The following is a 13,332-nucleotide window of genomic DNA, read 5'->3' as shown; positions in this document are numbered from 1 at the left end:
ACGGCGGCGACAGAGGGCGCGGTCGGGGTTATAGCTACTCTACCCCAGCGGCACGGACCGGCAAGCCGTTCACGTTTTGGACAAAAAACGTGAACGGGGATCAAAGCGGGTGCATACGCACGTTTTACGACAAAAACGTGAAGGCTGTACAAAGCCGGTGTTCTATTTGTATAAGGAAGAAAAAACGCGGAAAAGGCATGGACAAAACAGCAAAGCGTGAAGAACTGGCGGCGCTGCTGCGCTCGCTCTCCCCGGCGGACACGGCCTGGCTGCGGCAGCGACTGCTGCGGCGGGATTCCGTTGCCCTGCTGCAGGATACCGGCCGGATCAGCCCGCAGGAACTGTTGAGCGTGGAGTCCTGGCTCTGGGAACGGGCAGCGGCGGCGCGCGGTCCGCGCGAAAAACGCCCCCGCCTGCGCATGTGGCTGATTTTCATGCTGTTGCGCTATGCGGGCCTGCGCCTGGTGGAAATTTTCGCCCTGGGTCCGCCGGATATGGATTTGCAGGGGGGGATCATCCGCGTGAAGGGGGCCTGCGGCCGCGAGGTGCCGTTGCCCCTGGCCGTGAGCCGTCGCCTGCGGCGGGTGCTGGAAGATCCGGGCCTGTTTCCGGCCAGCCCGGAACTGATGCGTTGCGACGCCAGTTACGTGCGGCGCAGCCTGCAACAGTGCGGCGCGGCCTGCGGCCTGCCCAAGGGCCTGCTCAGCGCGCGCAGCCTGCGCCACAGCCGGGCCCTGGAACTGGGCCGCCAGGGCCTGCCCCTGCCGGTGGTGGACATTTTTCTGGGACGGCGCGCCGGACCCGGCCAGAGCGGCATTGTGCGCTGCGATCCGCAGAAGGCGCAACGCCTGTTGCGTGAACAACTGCAAAGGGAGCGACCCATGAAAACCAGCGCCCGGAACGTGTTTCAGGGGCGGATCGTTGCGTTGCGCCAGTCCGGCCTGCTGGTGGAGGCCATTCTGAGCACCGCCGGCGGCCTGCGCGTGGCGGCCCTGATCACGGATGAGAGTTACCGCAGCCTGGCTCTGGAGGAAGGCAAGCTGGTCAACGCCAGCGTGAAGGCCCCCTGGGTAATGATCGAAGCGGGCGCGCCGGAAGGCGGCAACGGCCGCGTGGACGCGACGTCCGGCGCGGAAAACCGCTTCGCCGCCGTGGTGGAACGGGTGCGCGAAGACGGGATGGTCATGGAAATCCTGGCGGCCCTGCCCGAAGGCAGCCAGATCTGCGCCCTGCAAAGCAAAGGTCCGGCCACAGGCGCGCCGCTGCGCGCCGGAGACAAAATCACGGTGCTGTTCAAGGCCTTCTCCGTGATCCTGAGCCTGGATTAGAGGCTGTCTCTAAATCGGCTCTTTTGACTTCCGGCGGCGTTATTGATGCTGTCTTTATCCGTAGCGGCCATGCCGCCAACGGCTGAAGCAAACTGCGTTTTTTGCTCCAGTCGAGCACCATCAGAGTACACTCCTTTCGCAAAAAAACTCGTTTCCCTTGCCGGAAAGCCAAAATTCCTCAATTTAGAAACAGCCCCTGGAGTGAATCACCTTTTCAACGCTGATTCACTCCACAGCAATTCCTCAGAGTAATTCCAGTCAGTTTGAAAAGACGTTGACAATGGCGCGGGCGTCCATGTCCGGCGACAGGGGCAGCAGGGCCAGCCGCCGGAAGTCCTCGGGCCGGTCCATATCCAGCTTGAGGTCCGGACGGCGCAGCCAGCCCTCTTCCGGATCAAAGGTGGAAATGCGGAATTGCGCGGCATTGTCCCAAATGTAGTTCAGGCAGTGCTCACGCTGGGAGGGCTGCTTTGCCCTGGCGTCCAGGTCATCCAGCAGTTCACGGGAGAGAACTTCGGCCCCCAGGCCGTCGGGCCAGAGGTTGTTGCGCGGAATATGATTGTAGGCGTAGTCGCAGTCCGTGCGTTCATAATGCGCCAGCAGCCGGTCCACGGCCTCGCCCCAGATCAGGGGATTGTCCGCGCAGACGCGCACCACCAGATCCGCCTCCGCCTCCCTGGCGGCCAGACAGAAACGGGCCAGCACGTCGTTTTCCGATCCGGCCAGGCAGGGCACGCCCCGGCGTTGCAGATGCTCCAGCAGCACCCGGTCCAGTTCCGTATCCGGCACGGCGACCATAATCCGGTCCAGCCGCCGGGATTGGGCCAGGCGTCGCGTCACCCAGTCGATGACGGGCAGATCGCGCAGGCAGAGCAGGGATTTCAGGGGCAGGCGGCTGGAGCCCAGCCGGGCCTGGACAATGGCCACGCTTTTGCCGTGGCGGGCATTATGGGACATGGTGTTTTCCTTATCTCTCACGGCGGGTTCAGGGTCTTTCCAGATCCAGAAGCACCGTGACGTAAAACCAGGGGATCAGCAGCCACTCCGAGCGCTCATAGTATTCCGTATCCCCACTGCCCATGCGCACGCGGCATGTGCCGAGCAAGCCGCCGTCCGCTTGAGCCGACGTCCGGGACAGGCCCGGCCGGCGAAAGCCGAAACGCCCCTGGCCGTTCTTTTGCATTTCCCAGCGACAGCAGACAAAAACCAGCGGGCGCATGCCGCTTTCACTCCTCAAGACGTCCTCCACCAGAGCCGCATCCGCGCCGCGCACCCGGTAGCGGGCCGCCAGAACGGGAAGCTGAGCGTCACGGCCCGGCTCGCAACCCAGAAATTCCAACACGTCCGGCTTTCTCCCGGCCATGGCCAGGAAATCGCCGCAGGCCGGGCCCGGCGGCAGAGGCGGCGCAACGGCCTCCCCGGCCCCGGCCGGAACCGGAAGCTCCAACGCCAGCAGGGCGCAGAGCAACAAGGCGAACGCGACCCGGCATTGCCGGCAAGGCAGCCGGGACAATCCGGACGGCTGGGGCGGCAATGCCCGCGTATACCCGCTCACGCCTCGTCCCGGTCCAGAAGATCCAACATCAGGCCCACCACCCGCGCCTTGTTGGCCGTGAAGTCCAGGCGGTTCTGGCGCTCCCAGAAGCGCGCCCGGCGGGCCTGCTTGAGCATGGCCAGAAAGACGTTGCGGATTTTGACGTCATCCACGCGGTCCATAAGGCCCACAAAGGCGAAGCCGTTGCGCGGGCGGGCAAAGGTGTGCCGGGCCTCGCGCTCGTGATGGGCCAGAACCATGCCGGGCACGCGCATGTGCGCCAGCTCATAGACCGTGCGCCCGGCCGAACAGATGGCCAGGTCCGCGCCTTCCATCATCCGGCTCATGACGTTGGTGGCCCAGGTGAATTCCACCAAGGGGTTTTCCAACTTGCGCAGATGGGCCTCCATGGCTTCCTTGTGGGCGTAGCCCGGCCCGGCCACCAGGCGAACCGAAATGCCGTAGGCCCGGCAGATGGGTTCGATGATGTCCAGTATCCGGCGCGAGCAGTCCCGCTGGTCCGTGCCGCCGAAGGTGAGCAGCACGGTGCGCACGTCGGGCCGCAGGGGATTGCGCCGTGCGTCCACAAATTCGTCGCGCAGACAGAAATAGTCCGCCCCGCAACGCAGGCGCTCCGTAGTCCGGCCGCTTTCATACAGGGCGTTGACCACCAGGTTGGCCAGAGCCGCGCCCGGCCCCTCGTCCTCGAAGTTGACGCAGCGCGCGCCGCCCGCGCGCAGGCGCTCCATATAGGCCGCGCCCGTGTTCAGAAAGTCGTTGACCACCAGGTCGGGCCGCTGGGCCAGCACCGTGTCGGCCAGATCCTCATGCCCCTGGCGCACGATGCGATAGTCCTTGCGGGCGATGCTTTCCACGGCCAGCTCGCTCTCGCGCGTGCAGACAAAGGTGATCTTGTGGCTGGTAATCTCATGGGCCAGCATGAGCGCGCGGAAGACATGGCCCATGCCGATGGCCGGATAGCCCGCCACCACAAAAACCACATGCCGTCGCCGCAGCAGGCGTTCGCAGATCCACCAGTCCTGATAGCCCTGGATTTCAATGGCCCGCTCATTGAGGAAATAGGGGATCACCTTGTTTGGACGGGGCTCGGGAGCGCGGCCCGGTCCGGATACGACCTGCGGCGTCTCCCGCAGCAGGGCCAGGCGCAAGATGATCAGGGCCCGGCTTTCCACCAGAAACTGCTCCTCGCCGCAGGCGCCCGCCTCGCCCGTGGCGCAATCCAGCAGCCTTTCCAGGCTGTCGCCGCGCACATTCCAGATGCGCTGGCGCACGCTTTTTACCGTGACCAGGCTGTCGGCCCCGGCTTCCAGATATTTCTTCCAGGCGTCCTCCACGTCCACCCAGGTCAGCAGCGGGCAGGAGGCGCGCAGGATGATGCAATGCTCGTAGCGGCGCGCCAGATCGCCCAGCAGGTCGCGCATCTCGGCCACAATATCCAGGCTGGTGAAGCGCAGATCCTTGTTCCAGTGAAAGCCCACGCCCGTCCGCTCGCAGATCAGCGAGATTTCCTGGCTGTCCGTGAGCACCACAATGTCCTCGCCCGGAGCCACGGCGCGCGCCGTGTGAATGGCCCGCTCCATAAGCGTGACCCCGGCCAGCTTTTTGACCAACTGGTCGGGGATGACCGCGTTTTTCTTGATGGCCGGGATGACGATGCAGCGTTCTTTCACAGCTTCCACTATCTCTGACCCCACCTGAAAAGATGGATTTTGTTCCCTGGCAAGAAAGAGGCTCGGCAAGGCACAAGGATAAAGCATTTCAACGTTGAAATGCTCTAACGCCGAACAGGGTGAGGCGCGCCGCGAAGACCGGCCCGACGGGCGGCCCGTAGGGCCGTGCCTGTAGCCCAAAGGGCGTACAGGCATCGAGAGCAACGCGGCGTGGATTCCGGCGAAGCGACCGAAGGCAGCCCGAAGGGCTGTCTACGTTGGCGGCAACGGAGCCATACGGGGATCGACAGCAACGATAACCACGTTTTTCGCCGGAATGCCAACGTTGAAATTTGTAAAAGTTCAAAGTTGATCTGCTCTAAAGACGCTTTTCAGCGCAAGGAAGTCAGCACGTCGCGCGTGGCCGCCAGCATGTAGTCAAACTCTTCTTCGCTCAACCAGTGCTGGAAGGGGAAGGAAATCATGCTGTCGAAAAAGGCGTCCGCATTGGGGCAATTTGCCGTGCCGCAGCCCAGGCGCTTATAGTAGTCGTAACGGTCCAGCGGAATATACTGCACCACGCATTTGACGCCCTTTTCCCCGGACATGGCGCGCATGAAGCGGTCGCGCATCTCCGGGCCGGTGGTCATGCGGGCGGCCAGCAGATGATAATTATGGCGTCGTGAGTCCACGCGATGGAATTCCAGTTCCGGGAAATCGGCCAGAGCGTCCATGAAGCGCAGGGCGCGCTCCCGCTTCCGGTCGTTGATGGCGTCAATGCGGTCCAGCAGTTTCGCGCCCAGGGCGCATTCCACTTCGCCCAGGCAATAGTTGTTGGGCATGAGCATGTCGCCGTCCAGCATGGGCACGTCCACATTGCCCATGGCCGGTTTCCAGTAGTCCGGGCGCTCGAAGTCATAGGCGCAGTGCCCATTGTGGCGCAGGGCGGGCACCACGGCGGCCAGGGCCGGGTCGCGCACGTAGAGCATGCCGCCCTCGCCCAGAGTGGTCAGGTTTTTATGCGAGTGGAAGGAGAACACGGCCATGTCCCCGAAGCTGCCCGCCTTTTTGCCGTCCACTTCCGCGCCGATGGCCTGGGCCGCGTCCTCGATGAGAATCAGGCCGCGCTCCTTGCAGAGGGCCGCTATGGAGGGCATGTCCGCCACATAGCCGTAGAGATGGACCACCACCACGGCCCTGGTTTTGGGGGTCAGAACTTTTTCGATGCTCTCGGCCGTGACCACGCGGGTGTGCGGGTCCACATCGGCCCAGACCAGGCGCGCGCCCTTTTTAAGATAGGGATAGGCTGAGGCCGTGAAGGTGTGCGAGGGAATGACCAGCTCGTCGCCGGGCTTGAAACGGCAGAGCTGGGCCGACATTTCCAGGGCCGCGCAGCCGTTCATGGTGGTGAAGCAGGAGCCTTCGGCCACGCCCTGATAACGCGCGAACTTGCTTTCAAACGCGCGCATGTACTGTCCCTGGGTCAGAGGATCGGCGTTGCGCATGGCCTCCACGACCACGGCGATTTCCTCTTCCGTATAGCGGATGGCGCGTCCGCTGAAATTGACCTTGATGTCCATCTCACCCTCCATGGGAGGTTGCTAAAAACGGCATTTGAAATCTTTTTGCCGCTGGCAAGGACTATGGGCTGTTGCGGCCTGCCGCCTACAGCCCATGATGCCTTGGCGCAAACGAACTTTTTATGACGGGAGTGGACTCTTTTGGTCCATGACCGGAATAAAAAGCGTGTTTGCTTTAGCCGTTGGCGGCGTTGCCGCCTTACGGATAAAGACAGCATTGATAACGCCGCCAGCGGCAAAAAGGGACAAATGCCGCGCTACATGTTTTTGAAACGCCCGATCACATTATCTTTGGTGAGAATCTTTTTAAAATCCGGGCCCAGGCGGTTGATCAGGGGTTTTTCATGCACGATGCTGGCCTCGTACAGGGCCGTGTACTGCGCGTCGCTGAGCCCTTGGCAGATGCCCTTGGGCAGATCAATGCCCTGACGCTCGATCATGGCCATGAAGTCCCGGTATTCCGTGGGATAGATGTCTTCCAGCACGGACAGGGCGTGGCAGTTGGCCAGACCGTGGGGCATGTGCAGCACCATGCTCAGACCCGCCGAAACAGGATGCACCACGCCCACGAAACCGGCGGCCATGCCGCCCAGGAAGGAGGCGATCATCATCAGCTCGCGGTTTTCGTCGCTCATCATGTCGTCGGAAAGGAAGACCCGCTTGCAGATGTCGATGGCCTTTTCCGCCAGGGAATCCACCACCACGTTGCGGTAGGAGCCGGAAAGGCTTTCGAAGCAGTGCATGTAGGTGTCGATGCCGGTGTAAAAATACTGGTTGCGCGGCACGCTGGCGGTCAGGTCCGGGTCCAGAAGCACCTGGTCGAACATGGTATAGTCGCTGTTCATGCCCAGCTTGAGATTTTTGGCCTCATTGCAGATGATGCCCGTGCGCGAGGTTTCAGAACCCGTGCCGGAAAGCGTGGGCACGGCGATCTTGTAGGGCGCGGGATGTTTGACCAGCTCCCAGCCCTGGTAGTCCTCGGCCTTGCCGGGATTGGTCAGCAGATTGCCCACGCATTTGCAGGTGTCCAGGGTCGAGCCGCCGCCGAAGGCCAGCAGGGCGCAGGGCATTTTGCCGCCCAGAAATTCCTTGGCCCGGGCGGTGTAGCCGTCCACGCTGTCGGTGGTGGGCTCTTCCGTGGTGTCCACGTAGAGCACCATATCCTGGTTTTCCACGGGCAGGCGATCCGCCAAGCCCTTGCCCTCAAAATAATGATCAAGGAAAAAGACCGCCGGTCCGTCCTGCGCCTCGCGGCGGGTGGTCAGCAGATCGCCCAGTTGGGCCAGCGCGCCCTTGCCTATCATATAGTAGCCGACATTTTTCGCATTGCGGTACATGGTTGTCCTCACGTTATGGCAGATGATTCCGGGGCCATACGCCAACGCGCCCGTTCTGGCAAGAGGGCCGCGGGGCGGCCTATTCCCCCGCGGTTTCCGCCGCCAGGGGATCGGGCCCGAAACGGTTGGGCCCGGCCGTGCCCGGCAGCGACAGGATGGCAAGATAGCAGATGCACATGGACAGGGAGAGCAGGGCCGACACCGGGCCGGCATTGCCGCCGGGCGCGCCCCGGCCCAGCAGCCAGAACAACAGGCTGAGGATGGGAACCAGCAGCCACCAGCCCGCCAGATTACGATCGTGCAGGCGGCGCACCGTCACCCCGAAATTGGGCAGAAGCAGGGCCAGGGAAACCAGAAAGTTCAGCCCCATGGCCGTCTTGGGCGGCAAGGGCGAAAGCACGATATTGGCGGCCAGATTGATCAGGCCGATGCACAGCATGAACCACCAGAATTCCGAACGGGACGCGCGGCCCCGGAAATTGCAGTATTTGTCTTTCAGACAGACGCGCACGGCCTGGGCAAAGGTCATATCTCTCCCCTTTCTCCGTTTTTCATTGGGGGTCGCCCGGCGCGCTGTCCGGGGGCGCGGACCTCAGCGGATCAGGGCCGAAGCGGTTGGGCCCGAGCGTGCCGGGCAGAATCAGCATTATGAGAAACCAGATAGCCACGGCCACCGCCAGAAGAGACAAGAGAACCAGGGCGGTCTCCGTAATCGACATCGTGAAAATCATCGCCAGCAGCAGAATGGTGGGGACTATGGGCGCCAACTGCCACCAGCCCGACAGGTTGCGGTCGTGCAGGCGGCGCGCGGTGACCCCGATATTGGGCAAAATGAAAGCCAGCGAAACCAGGACGCTGAGGCCGTTCCCCGCCGCTGAGGGAAGAAAGCCGGCGACAAGGCTCACAACAACATTGACCAGGAACATAAATAACATGAACCACCAGAATTCCGAGCGCGAGGCCCGCCCCTTGAAGCTGCAATACTTCTCGGTCAGGCAACGCCGTACAGCGGGCGCGAATTCCATATGTTCCCCTTTCCCGGTTTTCCGATCGGCACCACGGTATTTTACGTTTGGAGTGTTACACAGTTCAAACCCAACGCCGCCCGCGCACTGTGGAAGCGGCAGCCGCTGGCGGGTTCGGGCCGTACGGATGTCGGCGGCAATGCTAAAACGCGGTTTAGCGCTGTGTCGATCCCCGTATGGCTCCGTTGTCGCCAACGGGGACAGCCCTTCGGGCTGCCTTCGGTCGCTTTTCCGGAATCCACGCCGCGTTGCTCTCGATGTCTGTACGCCCTTTGGGCTACAGGCACGGCCCTACGGGCCGCCCGTCGGGTCGGTCTTCGCGGCGCGCCTCACCGTGTCCGGCGTTAGAACATTTCAAGAGTGAAGTGCTCTATGCCGTGCGGCCGCGCCAGGACTGCACGGTGTTTTTGAGCAGCATGGCGATGGTCATGGGCCCCACGCCGCCGGGCACCGGCGTGATGGCGCGCGCCTTGGCGCTCACGCCCGCGAAGTCCGCGTCGCCGCAAAGGCCTTCGGGCGTGCGGTTGATGCCCACATCAATGACGACCACGCCTTCGCGCACCATATCGGCGGTGACGAAGCGGGGCCGCCCCATGGCCAGAAAAAGGAAGTCCGCATTGCGGCATTCCGCCGCCAGATCCGGAGTGCGCGAATGGCAGATGGTCACCGTGGCATTGGCGTAATCGCCGGGCCGGGCCAGGAGCATGGCCAGCGGCTTGCCCACGATGTCGGAGCGCCCCACCACCACGGCCTTTTTGCCTGCGGGCGAGAGGTCGTAGCGCCGCAACAGCTCCATGACGCCCGCGGGCGTGCAGGAGACAAAACCCGGCAAGCCCAGGGAAAGGCGGCCCACATTTTCAGGATGGAAGCCGTCCACATCCTTGGCCGGATCAATAGCCAGCAGGCAAGCCTGGGCGTCCAGGCCGCACGGCAGGGGCAATTGCAGCAGAATGCCGTCCACATCCGCGCGGCGGTTGCATTCATGGATCAGGGCCAGCAGTTCGTGCTGGCCGGTGGACGCGGGCAGATGATAGGGGAAGGAGATAATGCCCGCCTCGGCGCAGGCCCGCTCCTTGTTGCGCACATAGACCTCCGACGCGGGGTCCTCGCCCACGAGGATCACTGCCAGACCCGGCGCGCGGCGGCCTTTGCCGCAGGCGGCGGCCACTTCTTCCCTGAGTTCCTCGCGGATGACGCGAGACGTTTCCTTGCCGTCAATCAAAAGCATGCTCTTCTCCGGCCTTGGGGTTCAAAACTGATCAGAAAAATTCAGTATACGCCATCCGCGCGCCGCGCTCAAGCTCCGGGCGGGTCTTCTCCCTCCTTCTCGCCTGACGCGCCGGGCCGGTTCGGGCCGGTCAGTGCCCGATTTCCTGAAGACCAGCACCCTGGCCCTCCGTCCCGGCTCGCCCTCCAGCGAATCCGGCCCGTAGCGGTTGGGACCGGTCGTGCCCTTTTTGAAACAGACAAGCAACATGGCCAGCTCGCCGAGCAGTTGTACTATGAAGATACACGTCATAAAGGGATCGTCGGAAATGAAAAACCAGACATCCACCATAAGAAGGCAAATAACCAGCGGCAGATTTCCCAGATCCCCAGGCAACGGAATCAGCAAGAAACCGATGAGAATCGCGAAGGCAGAGAAACGCCCCCAATAAACCAGCAAGGCATACAGCGCCAGCCAGTTGCCGCTGTATCCGCAATCATGCAGGCGGCGTACTCGCACGGCCAGCGACGGCAAATATAACACAAACGCCGTGCCGTTGGTAAGCAACAGCATGGCGTTTCCGAAGCTGAAAGACTTCGCAAGCCATATCACGACAAGAATCGAGACCGTGCAGGCCAGCAGGTAAAAAATGTAAAACCACCAGAATTCCGAGCGCGGGGCCCGTCCCCGGAAACAGGCGTACTTGCGCAGGCAGGTTTTCACGGCTGCAATGAATTTCACTGCTCAAGGCCTTCCCGGTGGCTAAGGCCATGGGAAATAGCAGGCTTTCCGGCCAAGGCTTCCGCCGAAATCAGAGGGTCAGGCCCGTAGCGATTGGGGCCGGGCGTGCCTTTCTTGATCAGCAGATAAAGCAGAAAAAGCAGGGCGCCCAGCACTGAAATTGCCCACAGGACATGCCAAGCGGGATGATCCAGCAGCTCGGTGGCCCATGCGTCATCCTGGCAGTACCGCAACAGCAACACCTCACCCGTCTGCAACAATGAAGGCAACAGCGGCACGGCTACCCACCAAAGGCTGCGACCGCAATCCTTCAGACGCCGCACGCTCACTCCCACCCACGTCAGCCACACGGCTAGAATGGCCGCTCCACCGGCTAGACTCAGTAGCGGCAGCATGGATCCCAGAACCGCCATGACCACATAGGACAGCGGCAGCATCAGGGCATACGCAAAGAGATTCCACACAAATTCCGCGCGTGACGCCCGGCCGCGAAAACAACACCATCTGATGGGAAAACTTTTCAACGCCATACGGCTCTCCCCAGGTCGGCTTTGAAACAGTGTCAAGTGCAAGCGATGCCGTCATTTCCAGGCACCTCCGCGCGACAGCAATAGAAAGCAGACTGAAAGACCGGGATACCGAATCTCGCTACCGCGAATATTACGGCATGTTCCATTCTGAAAGACTCCGCTGCAACAAGGCCCGCGTCCTTTACGGGCGCGGGCCTTGCGTTCGGCATAGCGTTTTAGTCCTCGCTGTCGCCCAGCGCGTAATACTCGGCCAGCATGGGGCCGAAGAATTCGGCCTCGTCGCCCAGTTCCTCCTCAATGCGCAGCAACTGGTTATACTTGGCCATGCGCTCGGAACGGCAGAGCGAGCCGGTCTTGATCTGCCCGGCGTTGACGCCCACGGCCAGATCCGCAATAAAGCTGTCTTCGGTTTCGCCGGAGCGGTGCGAAATGACGGTGGTGTAGGCCGCTTCCTTGGCCATTTCAATGGTGTCCAGGGTTTCGGTCACTGTGCCGATCTGGTTCAGCTTGATCAGGATGGAGTTGCCCACGCCTTCGGAAATGCCCTCGGCCAGGATGGCCGGGTTGGTCACGAAGATGTCGTCGCCCACCAGCTGAATGCTCTCGCCCAAGCTGGCGGTAAGCATGCCCCAGCCGTCCCAGTCGCCTTCGGCCATGCCGTCCTCAATGGAGATCAGCGGGTATTTGCGGGTGAACCCGGCCAGCCATTCGACCATTTCGGCGTTGTTGAAGGTCTTGCCCTCGCCCTTGAGCACGTACTTGCCGTCCTGGTAGAATTCCGAGGCGGCCGCGTCGATAGCCAGGGCCACTTCGCCGCCGGGATTGTAGCCCGCCTCTTCGATGGCCTTGATGATGTAGGCAAAGGCCTCGTCATGGTTCTTGAGATTGGGCGCGAAGCCGCCCTCGTCGCCCACGCTGGTCACATGCCCGTCCGCTTTCAGGATGGCCTGCAGGGTATGGAAAATCTCCGTGCCCATGCGCAGGGAATCGCGGAAGGTCATGGCCCCGATGGGCATGATCATGAATTCCTGGATGTCCAGGTTGTTGGGGGCGTGCGCGCCGCCGTTGATGATGTTCATCATGGGCGCGGGCAGCACCTTGGCGTTGATGCCGCCGAGATACTTGTAGAGCGGCAGGCCCAGAAAGGTGGCCGCGGCCCGCGCGCAAGCCATGGACACGCCCAGCATGGCGTTGGCGCCCAGGCGGGATTTGTTGTCCGTGCCGTCCAGATCGATAAGGCTGTTGTCGATCTGCACCTGGCGCAGCACGTCCAGGCCCAGAAGCGCGTCGGCGATTTCGCCGTTGACATGCTCCACGGCTTTGGTCACGCCCTTGCCGCCGTAACGTTTCTTGTCGCCGTCGCGCATTTCCAGCGCCTCCCGGCTGCCGGTGGACGCGCCGGACGGCACGGCCGCGCGGGCGCTGATGCCCGATTCCAGGGTCACTTCCACTTCCACGGTGGGATTGCCGCGCGAATCCAGGATCTCACGGCCGAAAACAGAGGCAATGCTGCTCATTATTCGCTCCTTATGCCCTCATGTTGGGGTTATGTTCAGAACAAGGCCGGGCGCGCCGATGCGCGGCGGCCTCAGAGAATATCCCGCTCCTCATAGTACAGACGCCGCAGGCCATCCAGCAACAGGGCGGGCAGAACATGGTCGAAGACCGGGCTCACCCTGGCGATGGACGCGGCAAAGCCGCCTGTGGCCAGCACCTTGATCGGGCCGGGCATCTGCCGCTTGAGCCGCTGGGTCAGGCCCTCCACCATACAGACAAAGCCAAAGACCAGACCATGCTGGATGCTGGTGGTGGTGTCGCGGCCGGGCGCGGGTTCTTGCGCGCGAATGTCCAGATTGACTCTGGGCAATTTGGCGGCTTCGCGCGACAACGCGGCCAGGGCCGTGGCCGGGCCCGGAAAGATCAGGCCGCCCAGATAGGCCTGCCCGCTCACGCAGTCAAAAGTCACCGCTGTGCCGAAGTCCACCACCAGCAGGGAGGCCGCGTCCGGGCAGAGCCTGCGGGCGGCGAAAGCCCCCACCAGGCGGTCCGCTCCCACTTCGGAGGGCCGTTCGTAACGGTTTTCCAGGGGAATGGGCAAGTCGTCGGGCGCGCAGTACAGGGGCCGGTCCAGATAGCGGGCCACGGCCTCGCGCAGCAGCGGGTCGAAACCCGGCACCACGGAAGAGGCCACGCAGGCCTTGAGCTTCGCCATATCCGTGTCCGCGTGCCGCAAAAGGGAAAGAAGCGTGAGGCCCAGGCTGTCCGAGGTGTGCCCGGCGTTGGCTGGCAGGGTGTAGGAAGTCAGCACGTGCCGCTCGTTGGCCAGCCCCACCTTGATGGACGTGTTGCCTATGTCGAAGAGCAGAAGTTCCGGCTGCAT

At 62.6% G+C, this 13,332-nt stretch carries 13 protein-coding genes; 1 reads left to right on the top strand and 12 read right to left on the bottom strand.

The features are described 5' to 3' along the window. Positions 1 to 197 precede the first annotated feature (197 nt). Positions 198 to 1,328 carry a TOBE domain-containing protein gene (locus AXF13_RS15085; RefSeq protein ID WP_062254464.1) on the top strand — a complete coding sequence of 377 codons (1,131 nt, stop codon included), beginning with the start codon at positions 198 to 200 and terminating at the stop codon, positions 1,326 to 1,328. A gap of 258 nt (positions 1,329 to 1,586) precedes the next feature. On the opposite strand, the gene AXF13_RS15080 is transcribed toward AXF13_RS15085, so the two are convergent. From AXF13_RS15080 to AXF13_RS15025, 12 genes are all read right to left on the bottom strand, one after another. Further along, a complete protein-coding gene (locus AXF13_RS15080; RefSeq protein WP_062254462.1) occupies positions 1,587 to 2,285 on the bottom strand; it encodes a cytidylyltransferase domain-containing protein in 699 nt (232 codons plus the stop codon). A 28-nt stretch (positions 2,286 to 2,313) separates the two neighbouring features. Beyond that, positions 2,314 to 2,883, bottom strand: a complete 570-nt coding sequence (locus AXF13_RS15075; protein WP_062254460.1) for a DUF4952 domain-containing protein — start codon at positions 2,881 to 2,883, stop codon at positions 2,314 to 2,316. Continuing rightward, positions 2,880 to 4,553 carry a cytidine 5'-phosphate N-acetylneuraminic acid synthetase gene (locus tag AXF13_RS15070; protein WP_062254952.1) on the bottom strand — a complete coding sequence of 558 codons (1,674 nt, stop codon included), beginning with the start codon at positions 4,551 to 4,553 and terminating at the stop codon, positions 2,880 to 2,882. Before AXF13_RS15070 ends, AXF13_RS15075 begins: the two co-directional genes overlap by 4 nt. A gap of 371 nt (positions 4,554 to 4,924) precedes the next feature. Then, on the bottom strand, positions 4,925 to 6,112 hold the full coding sequence (locus AXF13_RS15065) for a DegT/DnrJ/EryC1/StrS family aminotransferase (RefSeq protein ID WP_062254458.1): 1,188 nt from the start codon (positions 6,110 to 6,112) through the stop codon (positions 4,925 to 4,927). A gap of 257 nt (positions 6,113 to 6,369) precedes the next feature. Next, positions 6,370 to 7,449, bottom strand: coding sequence for an iron-containing alcohol dehydrogenase family protein (locus AXF13_RS15060; protein ID WP_062254457.1), 1,080 nt, complete (start codon positions 7,447 to 7,449; stop codon positions 6,370 to 6,372). Between the two features lie 79 nt (positions 7,450 to 7,528). Then, positions 7,529 to 7,978: a DUF805 domain-containing protein gene (locus AXF13_RS15055; protein WP_062254455.1), complete on the bottom strand. Its 450-nt coding sequence runs from the start codon at positions 7,976 to 7,978 to the stop codon at positions 7,529 to 7,531. Positions 7,979 to 8,000: 22 nt separating this feature from the next. Continuing rightward, positions 8,001 to 8,474 (bottom strand): DUF805 domain-containing protein, encoded by a 474-nt coding sequence (locus tag AXF13_RS15050; RefSeq protein ID WP_062254453.1) that lies wholly within the window; start codon positions 8,472 to 8,474, stop codon positions 8,001 to 8,003. A 370-nt stretch (positions 8,475 to 8,844) separates the two neighbouring features. Beyond that, positions 8,845 to 9,702, bottom strand: a complete 858-nt coding sequence (gene folD, locus AXF13_RS15045; RefSeq protein ID WP_062254451.1) for a bifunctional methylenetetrahydrofolate dehydrogenase/methenyltetrahydrofolate cyclohydrolase FolD — start codon at positions 9,700 to 9,702, stop codon at positions 8,845 to 8,847. Between the two features lie 21 nt (positions 9,703 to 9,723). Continuing rightward, positions 9,724 to 10,404 (bottom strand): DUF805 domain-containing protein, encoded by a 681-nt coding sequence (locus tag AXF13_RS15040; protein ID WP_223300018.1) that lies wholly within the window; start codon positions 10,402 to 10,404, stop codon positions 9,724 to 9,726. A gap of 14 nt (positions 10,405 to 10,418) precedes the next feature. Further along, positions 10,419 to 10,952: a DUF805 domain-containing protein gene (locus AXF13_RS15035; protein WP_062254447.1), complete on the bottom strand. Its 534-nt coding sequence runs from the start codon at positions 10,950 to 10,952 to the stop codon at positions 10,419 to 10,421. A gap of 215 nt (positions 10,953 to 11,167) precedes the next feature. After that, positions 11,168 to 12,469, bottom strand: a complete 1,302-nt coding sequence (eno, locus tag AXF13_RS15030; protein WP_008682452.1) for a phosphopyruvate hydratase — start codon at positions 12,467 to 12,469, stop codon at positions 11,168 to 11,170. Positions 12,470 to 12,540: 71 nt separating this feature from the next. Beyond that, positions 12,541 to 13,332, bottom strand: coding sequence for a type III pantothenate kinase (locus AXF13_RS15025; RefSeq protein WP_062254446.1), 792 nt, complete (start codon positions 13,330 to 13,332; stop codon positions 12,541 to 12,543).

The organism is Desulfovibrio fairfieldensis (assembly GCF_001553605.1).
Classification (GTDB): domain Bacteria; phylum Desulfobacterota; class Desulfovibrionia; order Desulfovibrionales; family Desulfovibrionaceae; genus Desulfovibrio; species Desulfovibrio fairfieldensis.
This window is presented reverse-complemented; position numbering and strand designations above follow the sequence as displayed.

Excerpts from the sequence above, each read along its gene's own strand:
- AXF13_RS15085 (WP_062254464.1), top strand. The coding sequence starts at position 198 with ATGGACAAAACAGCAAAGCGTGAAGAACTGGCGGCGCTGCTGCGCTCG.
- AXF13_RS15080 (WP_062254462.1), bottom strand. The coding sequence starts at position 2,285 with ATGTCCCATAATGCCCGCCACGGCAAAAGCGTGGCCATTGTCCAGGCC.
- AXF13_RS15065 (WP_062254458.1), bottom strand. The coding sequence starts at position 6,112 with ATGGACATCAAGGTCAATTTCAGCGGACGCGCCATCCGCTATACGGAA.
- AXF13_RS15060 (WP_062254457.1), bottom strand. The coding sequence starts at position 7,449 with ATGTACCGCAATGCGAAAAATGTCGGCTACTATATGATAGGCAAGGGC.
- AXF13_RS15055 (WP_062254455.1), bottom strand. The coding sequence starts at position 7,978 with ATGACCTTTGCCCAGGCCGTGCGCGTCTGTCTGAAAGACAAATACTGC.
- AXF13_RS15050 (WP_062254453.1), bottom strand. The coding sequence starts at position 8,474 with ATGGAATTCGCGCCCGCTGTACGGCGTTGCCTGACCGAGAAGTATTGC.
- folD (WP_062254451.1), bottom strand. The coding sequence starts at position 9,702 with ATGCTTTTGATTGACGGCAAGGAAACGTCTCGCGTCATCCGCGAGGAA.
- AXF13_RS15035 (WP_062254447.1), bottom strand. The coding sequence starts at position 10,952 with ATGGCGTTGAAAAGTTTTCCCATCAGATGGTGTTGTTTTCGCGGCCGG.
- eno (WP_008682452.1), bottom strand. The coding sequence starts at position 12,469 with ATGAGCAGCATTGCCTCTGTTTTCGGCCGTGAGATCCTGGATTCGCGC.
- AXF13_RS15025 (WP_062254446.1), bottom strand. The coding sequence starts at position 13,332 with ATGCAGCCGGAACTTCTGCTCTTCGACATAGGCAACACGTCCATCAAG.